This is a genomic window from Neisseria sp. HMSC070F02, assembly GCF_001814225.1.
Lineage (GTDB): Bacteria > Pseudomonadota > Gammaproteobacteria > Burkholderiales > Neisseriaceae > Neisseria > Neisseria meningitidis.
This window is the reverse complement of the sequence record NZ_KV815446.1, coordinates 43972-54919: the sequence shown is the minus strand read 5'-3', so window position 1 is coordinate 54919 and position 10948 is coordinate 43972. Positions and strand designations below refer to the sequence as shown.

Here is a 10948-nt window from a genome sequence, read left to right as displayed (position 1 = left end):
GCACTTGAAATCCGAATCCAAGGCCGTCTGAAAACGGAAGGCGGCAGTTTATCATCTTTGCCTTCAGACGGCATATCAAACGCCGCCTTTGCGCCGTATGCCGGAGGTTCGCCCCCGTCCTTCCGATGCTTGAGGCGAATGCCGGTTGCGTCCGGCAAACCGTGCGCGGGGTGGCTATGCCGTCTGAAGCAATATGAAGGTATGCGTTTCAGACGGCATCCCCCTGTTGCGGAAATACCGTCCGCCTCCTGTCCGATTATTGCCTGATTGCAGCGGCGCGGACGAGTTCTTCGAGGCTGTCGGCGAGCATTTCCGCCGACCGTTGGTAGCCTTTGGCGGAAAAGTGTACGCCGTCTTTGGCGGCCCATCCGTGGTTGAGCCAGTTTTTCATGCTGCAAACGCCGCCCATCGCGTTTTGCCAAGACCAGAACATCGTCTGCCCCTGACGGGCGATGCGCCGCTGCATCTGTTGGACTTCGGTCAGGCGGACGGGGCGTGTGCCGCATACGCCGAGCGTGTTTTTCAGGGATTCGGGCGCGCCGATGATGAGGATGCCGGCGGCAGGTAGGCTGTCGCGGATTTGGCGGACGGTATCCAGCCATTTCTGTTCGGTATCGGCAATGTCGATGTTGTCGCCGAAGGCTTCGTTGGTACCGTAGGCAAGGATGACTAGATCGGCGCCGGTTTGGGCAAGGTCGTTCATACGGTCGGCACGCCATTTCGACCACTGGGTTAATTGTGCGCCGTTGATGCCCATCGCGGAAACGGTAATGCCGCCGGCGGGATTTTCGATGTTGATGAAGCCGATGTCCCACGGCATTTCGGTGTGTATGGTCAGGGGCAGTGCCGCGCCCGTATCCAGTACCTGCCAGCCGCCGCCGTTGGCGGAGACGGTGTTGCCGTTGACGGTCAGGGTTTGTTCGGCAAGCAGGGGTTTGGCAAACAGGGAAACGCGCTGCTTGCTTGCTATGCCGTCCGATGCGGTCAGGGTCATGCTGCCGCCGCTGCCGGTGTGGGCGAGGATGCCGCCGAGCGGGAAGTCTCCGCTATTGTTCCTGCTGGTGAGGCTTTGCCAGTTGCCGTTGTGCCGGACTGCCGCCATGCGCTGCCCTTTGACGTTGGCGGGGTAAACCCAGCCTATGCCGCCGTCGCCCCAAGTTTTTTGCAGGCGTTTGCGCAGGCTGTCGGTAAAGAAGTCGCCGGCGGTATGCGAGTCGCCGATTTGCAGGATACGGAAGGTCTCGCCGCTGCCTTGTGCGACGGATTGGAGTTTTTTCATCCAAGGCGAGGCGGAGGCGTTGCCGTAGTCGGTCAGCAGCCCGTTTGTATCGGTGTAGGGGGCGGACGGGGAAACGGTAACGGTGTCGAGGCTGACGGAGGCGACAGGTAGGGCTTCTGCCTGCGTGGCGGCGAATAGGGCGGAAAATGCGATGAGGTGTTTGGGGTTCATGGCTGTGTACTTGATGGTTGCGTACTTGGTTCAAAAACGATTTTTTCCATTATTTTTGCCGCCAGCAGTTTTTGTCCTTCGGCGGTAAAGTGTATGCCGTCCTTGCTGCGGTAGCGGACGGGTTTGCCGTTGACGTTGACGGAGTCGGTGTAGCGGTCTTTCCCGCCGCTCAGGGTGTGCGCGGTGGGAATCAGGATGATTTTGCCTTTCAAATATTCCGAAAGCAGTTTGTCTAGGTAGCGCATCTGTCCGTCGAGCTTGGCTTTTTTCATGTAGGGGATGCCGAGCCAGACGACTTGGACGTAGTGCGTGTGTGCGGCTTCAAGGATGCGGTCGACGCGTTTCAGGTATTCTTGCGCCCATTCGTCGGAAGCGAATTTGAGGTAGCGTTTGCCAACGGGGAAATCCCACGGGTCGTTCGGACCGAGGAAGACGGCGAGCACGCTGATTTCGGGATGTTTTTTCAGGGTTTCTTCAATCGTTTTCGGCCAGTCGAAGAATGAGGGGTAGGACAGCCCCGTGCTTTGTTTGCTGAGGTTGACGGATTCGATGCCGTATTGCTGTTTCAGGCTTTTTTGCACGAAGGGGGCAACGCCCTGCATCAGCGAGTCGCCGGCGAAAAAGACTTTGTCGCCGCTGCGGACGGCGGCGGTGTCGGTGTTCTGTTTCCATTCTTGGATTTCACCGGTTTGAGGGACGGCTTCGGATGCGGCGGCTTCAGACGGCATATCTGCCGAACCGCCGTCTTGAGCCGTCGGCGGCGTTTCGCCGGACAGGAAGGCTTTGATGCCGTCTGAAAGGGCGTAGGCGTTTTCTTGCAACGCCACACCGCTCCGCCACCATCCGTAGGCGGCGAGCGGTTCGAGCGGGCTGTTGCGGTGGTAGGTCTGCTGCCAGTAGGCGTTGATGGGGTTTTGGCTGAACCACACGGCAATCAGGGCAGACATCAGTATGGAGGCGAAAAGGGAAAGAAAGTTTTTCATGTCCAAACCCTTAAAAATTGGCATAAATAAAGCCGGGTATCCCCGAGGGGGCCAATACGATAATCAGCAGCAGGACGGCGGAAACGGGGATAAACCACAGCCACATCGGGATTTTTTCCAAACCTTTGACCACGCCGTCGAAAGCGCGTTGCAGGTAAGGGTAGAGCAGCATGACGGATGCAAACGAGGTAAGCAGCAGCATGTCTGCCTGTTGCGGCGCATTCCAGCCGTTGGCATTGGCAAAGAGGGCAGTGAAAACCGCGCCTGCATCGTCGGGGCTTGCGGTATTGAAGACGACAAAGGTCAGGCAGACAAAATGGAAGGTGATGAGCCACGAGAGCGGCGCGAGGTATTTCAGACGGCATAGCGCGTCGCGTCCGAAATAGCGGTCGCCCGTGTTGAGCAGCACCAGTGCCGTGCCGTGCAGCGTGCCCCAAATGAGGAAGTTCCAGCCGTAGCCGTGCCAGATGCCTGAGAGCACCATTGCCGCCATCAGGTTGAGCTGAGTCCGCAAAAAGCCTTTTTTGCTGCCGCCCAAGGGGATGTAGATGTAGTCGCGTATCCAGGTGGAAAGGCTGATGTGCCATTTGTCCCAAAATGCGCGGATGTTTAAAGCACGAAGCGGTGCTGAGAAGTTTTTGGGCAGTCGGAAGCCCAGCAGCATTGCCATGCCGATAACCAAATCGGAATATCCGGAAAAGTCCAGGAAGAGTTGGAAGGTATAGCCGTACACGCTGCCCAATACGCCCCAGCCGTTGAATTGGGCGGGGTTTTCAAACACGGGCGACACCCAGTTTTCTGCGAGCATCCCCGCCAGCCACCATTTTTTGGCAATACCCAGCAGAATCAGGGAAACGGCGAGTGCGGGGCGGACGGGTGAGCGCGGTTGGCGGGTACGGATTTGCGCCAATGCGCCTGCCTGCTCGCCGTCTGCGCTTTTGAATGCGGCGGCGCGGATAATCGGGCCGGAGGTAACGGTGGGGAAAAAACTCAGGTGCAGCAGCAGCTCGTGCCAGCTGAAACGCGCGGCGTGCGGGGCGCGGAAGCAGTAAACAAGATAGGCGAGCGACTGGAAGGTGTAATACGAAAGCCCCAGCGGCATCAGGATGTCGATTGCGCCGCCTTTTCCGGCATATTGGGCAATCAGCGGCCGGAAAAAGTCGAAATATTTGAAAAAGCCCAAGACGGTCAGCGAGGCGGCAATGCCGCACCCCAGCCAAAAGCGGCGCGTATTTTCGCGATCGGAACGGAGCAGTTCGCCCAAAAGGTACACGCAGGAGGAATAAAGGACGATGATTGCCGCAAATACGGGGCCGATATGGTAGAGCCAGCCCATACCGGCAGCCAGAAGCAGCAGGTTTTGGGCGGACGGGTATTTCGCCAAGCCCCAGTAAATCGGCAGGAAAGCGAGAAAGAACAGTGCGAACTCGACAGACAGCAACGGCATAAACCATCCTTGGAACAAAAAATAGGCGTTAAAACACGGCAAAGCCTGTTATTTTAAGCAGGGGCGGATATTTCTTCAATCAAAATGCCGTCTGAAGGGCGGGAGGGGCTTCAGACGGCATCGCGCGGTCAGGTTCGAATATGGCGGTTCAAATTCAGGCAGACCCACAAACCTGCCGCCGATACCAGCATACCGGCAATGCCGATGCAGGAAATGCCCGAGTATTGCGTTACCCAATGTCCCAACAGTGCGCCGCTGCCGATACCGACGTTGTATAGTGGATTAACAAAAATCAGGACAAGGCAACGAAGCCGCAGACAGTACAGATGGTACGGAACCGACTCACTTGGTGCTTCAGCACCTTAGAGAATCGTTCTCTTTGAGCTAAGGCGAGGCAACGACGTACTGGTTTTTGTTAATCCACTATAAATGCGCCGATTGCCAAGGCGATGATGCTCAACCAGGGTTTTTGTGAAGCGTTCATTGTTGTCGTCCTGATGGGAATTGCCGCCATTATGCGCAAGCGTCCGTCTTTTTCCAAACCGCCGTACCGTTTCCGCGTTTGCCCAAGTTCACGCCCCGACTTACAATAACGCCCGTCAGATTGCAGTTCCAACGAAAGGAAAATGATGGAAACCCTTATCCTCGACATCGGCGGCATGAGCTGCGGCGGCTGCGTCAAAAGCGTTACCCGGATATTGGAAGGCGTAAAAGGCGTGGCAAGCGTCGAAGTCAGCCTTGAAAACAAAAGTGCGACCGTCGGATACGACCCCGCGCAAACCGATGCAGGGGCGTTGATTGAAGCCGTTGAAGACGGCGGCTATGATGCCGCGTTGAAATAAAGCGGCAAAAATGCCGTCTGAAGCCTTCGCGCCTCCCCGATGCCGTCTGAAGTACGCTCCGCGCCTTCAGATGGCATTTGATTTAGTTGAACGGGTAGGATGAATTGGTTAAACTTGCGGGCAATAGTGCCTTCAGACAAACAAAATATGCCGAACAAAAAGAAAAAAGCCGCCTTTGCGCGTGCTGCAACGGAGAACGGTGTGCCGGACGTGTCCAACATCAAAAATTCATATGATGATTTGATGTATGAATCCAAAGCATTTTCCCAAACCGCCATCAACGCCTTGGAGGCTCGCGCCCGCATGATGGGTTTGCAGCCCGCGCCCGCCGCCAATGCCAAGGTCTTGGAGCTGGGCTGTTCGATGGGCGGCAACATCATCACGCAGGCTCTTTATTACCCGGATGCGGAATTTGTCGGTATCGACTTGTCCGGCAGGCAGGTTGCGCAGGGCAACGCCATCATTGAAAAAATGGGCTTGAAAAATGTGCGTCTGGAAGAAAAAGATATTTTGACCGTCGATGAGTCATTCGGGAAGTTCGACTATATCATCGTCCACGGCATTTGGTCGTGGGTGCCTGACGCAGTTAAAGACAAAATCTTTTCGATTTGCCGGAACAACCTGACCAAACACGGCATTGCCTATATTTCATACAATGTTTACCCTGGCTGGAAACGGCAGGAGCAGTTGCGCGAAATTATGTACTTTGCCGGCAGGGATGTGCTTGAAGAACCCTTGGAAGCGCGGACGCGGAAAGGCTTGGACGCGCTCAAGGCGCTGGCGGAAATTTTGGAAAACGACAAAGGCTTGGGCGGCGGCGGCAAACTTCCGGCGATTCAAAAAATATTGAATCACAATACTTATTATGTCGCACACGAATATATGGAAATATTCAACGACCCGATTTACGTTAACGGCTTCATCGAATGGGCAAACCGCCACCGGCTGGCGTATATCGGGGATACCGATTTGCACGCGTCTTTTGTTTCTTGGATGGCGGAGCATACGCGGGAGCGGATTCTGGCATTGGCAGGGGGCGATTATATTGCCAAAGAATTTTACAGCGATATTTTATCCGACCGCCAATTCCGCCGTTCGCTTTTATGCCGTGAGGAAGTCGGGGATACTGTCAGGCGTGACGAGTCGGTTGCCGTCGAAGTGATAGAAAGTTTGAATTTCCGCCCGGCAAGAGGGGAAACAATCAACTTTGATGAAAACGATACCCTGCTTTCGGGCATACGCGATGTGATGAAAACCGGAGAGGCGTTTAAAACGGAAGATGTTGCGGAAAATCTCGCCCGCCGATTTCCCGGTTTGACATTCGACCGTATGAAAATCAATTCCCGGCTTTTATTGCAAACCATTCTCGGGCGTTTTTCTGTTTCATCAGACAATGCGGGCAAACAATTTTTTGAAGACCATAAAACCTATGTGCCGGCGCGTTTTACAGATTATGTCGCCGCCTTTGTGGAACACGGCGCGGAAGCGTTTGTCCAGCCTGCCAACCGTTACAACGAAAGCACCCCCTCATTCGGGTACGGGCATTTGTACATTATGCGGCAATTGTCGCGGCCGACGAGCAAACAGGCATTGATTGAAACGGTTGCCGAAAACTTGAACATCGTCAGCACCACGCCCGACGGTTTGACATTCCATCCGCCTGCCGAAGTGTATGTGGAAGAAATATTGGCAGACTTGGCAGACAGGCATTTTCTCGTTTCGGCGGATTGACGGGCAAGTCCCGACGGCAATCCGTCCGATATATTTTCAAACAGGAAAAACACACACTGCGAAAAGCGGTACACGACATATATGAACCAGACATTTACCTTGCCCGATACGCGCCCGTATCCCCAAAATCCGATTAAAAACCACCTGCTGCTCAATGCCTACCAGTTGGCGCATAATTCTTCCCAGGCTTCGCGCAAACTCTCGTCCGGCCAACTTCAAACCGAAATCAGGGGGATGCTTGAGCAAAACCACTATATCAACCTTTCCCTCGCGCTGACGATGTCGCCCGATGCCGGAACTTATGCCGCGCTGCTTTCCAGTGTGAACGCGGTACTCGATTGCGAGAAAGAAGGCGAAGTGCAGTGGTTCGCCCTGCCGGTCGTGCTGGTGTCCGGCTGCAAGAAAGAACGGGCAATCGAGATGAAGCTGCCGACGGAGGGATTGTTTGCCTGTTTGCAAAACTATCCGCACCTGCGCGCGTTGACGCAAGAGACGCAATGGCTGCCTTATCTTGTACATTCCTCCGATTTGAGTGCGGTCGCGCCGGATGAGTGGTGGCGTGCCAAACAAAATACCGAAGCGGCGGCGCAACACTTACGCCGTTTCGCCCCGCGCCCTTTGCTTTTGCCCGAAGGGCAGTCCGTCCACGTCGTTTACGCGCTGGGTTTCGGCAGCGGCAAAGTTCAGACGGCATTGGGTCAGAACCTTCTTCAGGCAGGTCTGCCCTTGATGCAGGTATGGCAGGAAAATCTTGCATCGGAAGGCGTTACGCTGTTTGCCAATCCGCTTTCCCCGGATTCTCCGGTACGCGCGCTTTCCGACGGCAGCCACACGCGCCAGCGCATGGCGATGGATGTGTTTGCGGCAAACGCGATACGCGCCGTCCGTATGCAGAGTCCGCGCGTCGGCGTGGTCGCAGCGGCAAAGGCGGGCGGACAGATTTTATTCGGGTTTAATGCGACCGACGGCGCGTTTGAAGTCGTGCCGCAGGTGTTTTCGTGGCAGCTTTCCTTTACCGACAATATTGGCGTTATTCAGCAAAATTTTTTGGATTTAATGGCAGAATGCCGTGTAGAACACGTTTACCTGTTGCACAATCCCTTGGGCGAACAGGAAAGCATCCCGAGCTATGCGGAAGCATTGAAACGGGAAGGGCACAATCCGTTTTTCAGCGCATAGTGATTTGTAGTAGTGATAGGCTTTCTCATTTCTATAATAAATCAAAATAAAGAGCACAACACTTTTTCATTCTGTGTTGTGCCTTGAGTGAAACGAAAGGATGAATTATAAATATGAAGATTGTAATTGCACCGGATTCGTTTAAGGAAAGCTTGACAGCTCAACAGGTAGCTGAAGCAATAAAAAGAGGCTTCCAACAATCGATAGCAGATGTGGAATGTCTCCTCTGTCCTGTCGGTGATGGGGGAGAAGGCACTGTAGATGCTATCCGACATTCTCTTGACCTAGAAGAAAAATGTCTCCAAGTGACAGGACCTTTTGGACAAAAAGAAGTCATGCGCTATTTTCAAAAAGAACAACTAGCCCTATTCGAAGTTGCTGATTTGGTTGGTCTTGGAAAAATCCCGCTAGAGAAACGAAATCCATTACAAATCCAAACTCGTGGTATTGGAGAATTGATTCGCCACCTCATTAGTCAAGAAATTAAAGAAATCTATATTGGCGTTGGCGGTACGGCCAGTAATGATGGAGGTATTGGGATTGCTGCTGGTTTAGGTTATCAATTTTATGATGAGGATGGAAATGCCTTACCCGCTTGCGGTCAATCCTTACTAAACCTAGCTTCTGTTTCAACAGAAAATCGCTATAAAATTCCTGAAGATGTTCACATTCGTATTTTAGCAGATGTTGTGAGTCCCTTATGTGGACACCAAGGTGCGACCTATACGTTTGGCAAGCAAAAAGGGTTGGATTCTACTATGTTTGAGGCCGTAGATCAGGCAATACAAGATTTTTATGAAAAAGTCTCCCCTGCAACATTAAAACTTAAAGGAGCAGGAGCTGGTGGAGGCATCGCTGGTGGTTTGTGCGCCTTTGCTCAGGCAAGTATCGTATCTGGAATTGACACCTGCCTGGACTTGATTGACTTTGATAAGAAAGTGTCAGATGTTGACTTGGTTATCGTTGGTGAAGGAAGACTAGATCGTCAAAGTTTAGCAGGGAAAGCGCCTATTGGTGTAGCAAAAAGAACCCCTGTCGGAGTTCCTGTTGTCGCTATTTGTGGCAGTCTCGTTGAAGATTTGCCTTCCCTGCCATTTGAAAATATCCAAGCTGCCTTTTCTATTTTGGAGAAAAGTGAACCTTTAGAAGATAGTTTGAAAAATGCCAGTCTCTATTTGGAGCATACGGCTTCTAATATTGGACACTTATTAAATATGCCTAAGATTTAGCCAAACCATTTCTTCCAGATGGATGTTTTGGCTGGTTCTGCCTTATGCGGTTACGATTAACCGACCGATGACGTCTGAAAGGGTTTCCGCTTCAGACGGCATCGCGCCGGAACAGGGAGGGGATATGAAAAAACCGAAAATCCTTTTTGTCTGCCTCGGCAACATCTGCCGTTCGCCGATGGCGGAATACATTTTGCGCCGCCGCGCCGCCGAAGCGGGCATTCCCCTTGAAGCGGACAGCGCGGGGACATCGGGCTGGCACGACGGCGAAGATATGCACCGCGAGACGGCAAAGATATTGAAAAAACACGGTATCGATGCTTCAGGCTTTACCAGCCGCAAAATCCGCCAAAGCGATGCGGCGGCGTTTGACTGCATCATCGCGATGGACGGCAAGAATTTGTCCGAATTGGAAAGAACCTTCGGCAGGCGGCCGGAAAAAATATTCAAGCTGACCGACCTGATACCCGAAAGCGGTTACGACCATGTCCCCGATCCGTGGTATACGGGCGATTTTGAAGAAACCTTCAGGCTTGCGGATGCGGGCTGTCGGGCATTGTTGGAAAAGATTTCCAAATAAAGCAATTGAATACAAATATAAAACCGCCTCCTGCCGTATCGGTTGTTCAGACGGCATAAACAGAGAATTTATGAAAACAAATTTCAAACAGAAAATTATCGAACAGGCACGCAGCGAAGGCTTGCAGGTAACCGCTTTGCGCGAGCAGGTATTAGATATTGTCTTGCAGCAAAGCGGCGTGATTAAAGCCTACAACGTCTTGTCGCAGATGCAGCAGCAAAGCGAGGGCGTGCTTGCACCGCCTACCGCCTACCGCGCCCTTGATTTTTGGGCGGAGCAGGGCGTTTTGCACAAAGTGGCGGCGGTCAACGGCTATATTTTGTGCAGCCACGCGCAGCACGAGTGCGACGACCATTGCCATGACCACGAAGAAGCCGAAGCGCACCACAGCGCGTTTATTTTGGTCTGCACCGAATGCGGCACGGCGGACGAGCAAACCCTCAGCCACGAGTGGGCGGCACTGCGCGCAGGCGTTGCCGAAAGCGGCTTTGCGCTGAAAGAAGAACACGTTGTTTTAACTGGAATCTGTAAAAAATGTCAGAAATGAAAAAAACCAAAGTCCACCTGATTTCAGGTTTTCTGGGAACAGGCAAAACCACTGCGCTCAAAAGCCTGATGGCGCAAAAAGACCCGAACGAAAAATGGGTCATCATCGTCAACGAGTTCGGCGAAATCGGCATTGACGGCGCGGTATTGAGCGACAACGGTATCCCTGTGGCAGAAATCGCCGGCGGCTGTTTGTGTTGCACCTCCGGCCCGCAAATGGGCGTAACCGTGCAGAAAATGCTGCGCGACGCCAAGCCCGACCGCCTGATGATTGAAGCAAGCGGACTGGCTCACGCAGCCAGCGTCATCGACGAACTCAAAGCCAAACCGCTGGACAGCCTTTTGGAAATCGGCGCCGTCTTTACCGTCGTCAATCCGCGCCAGTTCATCAACCCCGATTACGCGCAACAGGCGTTGTATAAAGACCAAATCGGCATCTGCGACGTATTGGTCGCCAGCAAAACCGATTTATGCACCCCCGAACAGCTTGCCGAATTTCACGACAAAGCGGCAAAACTGTTCCCGCCCAAAGCCAAAGTGGTTGAAGTCCAAAACGCACAACTCGACATCCGGTGGCTCGATATTCCCGTCATCGAAAAATCACGCTACCGCCTCAAAGCCCTGCCGGATAATACCATGGGCTTCCAGTCGCAAGGTTTCACATTCCCCGCCGGACGCGATTTCGACGGCGAAAAGCTGACCAACTTTTTCAACGACCTGCCCAAAATGACCGAAGGACTCGTCCGCGCCAAAGGCGTGTTTCAAGTATTGGGAACGTGGGTGTGGCTCAACTGGGTAGACGGACAGTGGGGCGCGAACCAAGTCTCATGGCGGCGCGATTCGCGTTTTGAATTGATTGCCAAATCGTTTGATGCGGATTTAATCGAACAAAAGCTCAAAGACGCATTGGAATAGCGTTCACGCGCCTTCAGACGGCATATGAAATGAAAATGCCGTCTGA

11 protein-coding genes and 1 pseudogene are annotated in these 10948 nt (G+C 53.3%); 8 read left to right on the top strand and 4 right to left on the bottom strand.

Going from position 1 to position 10948, the window contains the following annotated elements; translation table 11 throughout:
- Window positions 1-267, top strand: a 267-nt coding sequence (locus tag HMPREF2959_RS12925) for a hypothetical protein (RefSeq protein WP_070696579.1), incomplete at its 5' end; no start/stop codon positions are given.
- Here HMPREF2959_RS12925 and HMPREF2959_RS07070 read toward each other — a convergent pair.
- From HMPREF2959_RS07070 to HMPREF2959_RS11205, 4 genes and pseudogenes are all read right to left on the bottom strand, one after another.
- Window positions 257-1450 (bottom strand): SGNH/GDSL hydrolase family protein, encoded by a 1194-nt coding sequence (locus HMPREF2959_RS07070; RefSeq protein ID WP_002243562.1) that lies wholly within the window; start codon window positions 1448-1450, stop codon window positions 257-259. The genes HMPREF2959_RS12925 and HMPREF2959_RS07070 overlap by 11 nt on opposite strands.
- On the bottom strand, window positions 1447-2433 hold the full coding sequence (patB, locus tag HMPREF2959_RS07065) for a peptidoglycan O-acetyltransferase PatB (RefSeq protein ID WP_002243561.1): 987 nt from the start codon (window positions 2431-2433) through the stop codon (window positions 1447-1449). The genes HMPREF2959_RS07070 and patB overlap by 4 nt, the downstream gene beginning before the upstream one ends.
- Before the next feature lie 10 nt (window positions 2434-2443).
- Window positions 2444-3880 (bottom strand): MBOAT family O-acyltransferase, encoded by a 1437-nt coding sequence (locus tag HMPREF2959_RS07060; RefSeq protein ID WP_002243560.1) that lies wholly within the window; start codon window positions 3878-3880, stop codon window positions 2444-2446.
- Window positions 3881-4008: 128 nt separating this feature from the next.
- Window positions 4009-4158, bottom strand: a pseudogene (locus tag HMPREF2959_RS11205) (sugar transporter); the annotation flags it as partial.
- 351 nt (window positions 4159-4509) lie between these two features.
- On the opposite strand from HMPREF2959_RS11205, the gene HMPREF2959_RS07050 reads away from it, so the two are divergent.
- From HMPREF2959_RS07050 to HMPREF2959_RS07020, 7 genes are all read left to right on the top strand, one after another.
- Entirely contained in the window at window positions 4510-4722 is a 213-nt protein-coding gene (locus tag HMPREF2959_RS07050) for a heavy-metal-associated domain-containing protein (protein ID WP_002217091.1), read from the top strand.
- A 147-nt stretch (window positions 4723-4869) separates the two neighbouring features.
- Window positions 4870-6453 (top strand): class I SAM-dependent methyltransferase, encoded by a 1584-nt coding sequence (locus HMPREF2959_RS07045; RefSeq protein WP_070696576.1) that lies wholly within the window; start codon window positions 4870-4872, stop codon window positions 6451-6453.
- An 81-nt stretch (window positions 6454-6534) separates the two neighbouring features.
- Entirely contained in the window at window positions 6535-7632 is a 1098-nt protein-coding gene (locus HMPREF2959_RS07040) for a hypothetical protein (RefSeq protein ID WP_002220905.1), read from the top strand.
- A gap of 113 nt (window positions 7633-7745) precedes the next feature.
- A complete protein-coding gene (locus HMPREF2959_RS07035; protein ID WP_002220906.1) occupies window positions 7746-8861 on the top strand; it encodes a glycerate kinase in 1116 nt (371 codons plus the stop codon).
- A gap of 124 nt (window positions 8862-8985) precedes the next feature.
- On the top strand, window positions 8986-9441 hold the full coding sequence (locus HMPREF2959_RS07030; RefSeq protein WP_002222400.1) for a low molecular weight protein-tyrosine-phosphatase: 456 nt from the start codon (window positions 8986-8988) through the stop codon (window positions 9439-9441).
- 70 nt (window positions 9442-9511) lie between these two features.
- Window positions 9512-9988 carry a Fur family transcriptional regulator gene (locus HMPREF2959_RS07025; protein ID WP_002217097.1) on the top strand — a complete coding sequence of 159 codons (477 nt, stop codon included), beginning with the start codon at window positions 9512-9514 and terminating at the stop codon, window positions 9986-9988.
- Window positions 9976-10902 carry a CobW family GTP-binding protein gene (locus HMPREF2959_RS07020; protein WP_002243559.1) on the top strand — a complete coding sequence of 309 codons (927 nt, stop codon included), beginning with the start codon at window positions 9976-9978 and terminating at the stop codon, window positions 10900-10902. The genes HMPREF2959_RS07025 and HMPREF2959_RS07020 overlap by 13 nt, the downstream gene beginning before the upstream one ends.
- The last annotated feature ends 46 nt before the right edge of the window (window positions 10903-10948 follow it).

Excerpts from the sequence above, each read along its gene's own strand:
- HMPREF2959_RS07045 (WP_070696576.1), top strand. The coding sequence starts at position 4,870 with ATGCCGAACAAAAAGAAAAAAGCCGCCTTTGCGCGTGCTGCAACGGAG.
- HMPREF2959_RS07070 (WP_002243562.1), bottom strand. The coding sequence starts at position 1,450 with ATGAACCCCAAACACCTCATCGCATTTTCCGCCCTATTCGCCGCCACG.
- patB (WP_002243561.1), bottom strand. The coding sequence starts at position 2,433 with ATGAAAAACTTTCTTTCCCTTTTCGCCTCCATACTGATGTCTGCCCTG.
- HMPREF2959_RS07040 (WP_002220905.1), top strand. The coding sequence starts at position 6,535 with ATGAACCAGACATTTACCTTGCCCGATACGCGCCCGTATCCCCAAAAT.
- HMPREF2959_RS07030 (WP_002222400.1), top strand. The coding sequence starts at position 8,986 with ATGAAAAAACCGAAAATCCTTTTTGTCTGCCTCGGCAACATCTGCCGT.
- HMPREF2959_RS07025 (WP_002217097.1), top strand. The coding sequence starts at position 9,512 with ATGAAAACAAATTTCAAACAGAAAATTATCGAACAGGCACGCAGCGAA.
- HMPREF2959_RS07035 (WP_002220906.1), top strand. The coding sequence starts at position 7,746 with ATGAAGATTGTAATTGCACCGGATTCGTTTAAGGAAAGCTTGACAGCT.
- HMPREF2959_RS07060 (WP_002243560.1), bottom strand. The coding sequence starts at position 3,880 with ATGCCGTTGCTGTCTGTCGAGTTCGCACTGTTCTTTCTCGCTTTCCTG.
- HMPREF2959_RS07050 (WP_002217091.1), top strand. The coding sequence starts at position 4,510 with ATGGAAACCCTTATCCTCGACATCGGCGGCATGAGCTGCGGCGGCTGC.
- HMPREF2959_RS07020 (WP_002243559.1), top strand. The coding sequence starts at position 9,976 with ATGTCAGAAATGAAAAAAACCAAAGTCCACCTGATTTCAGGTTTTCTG.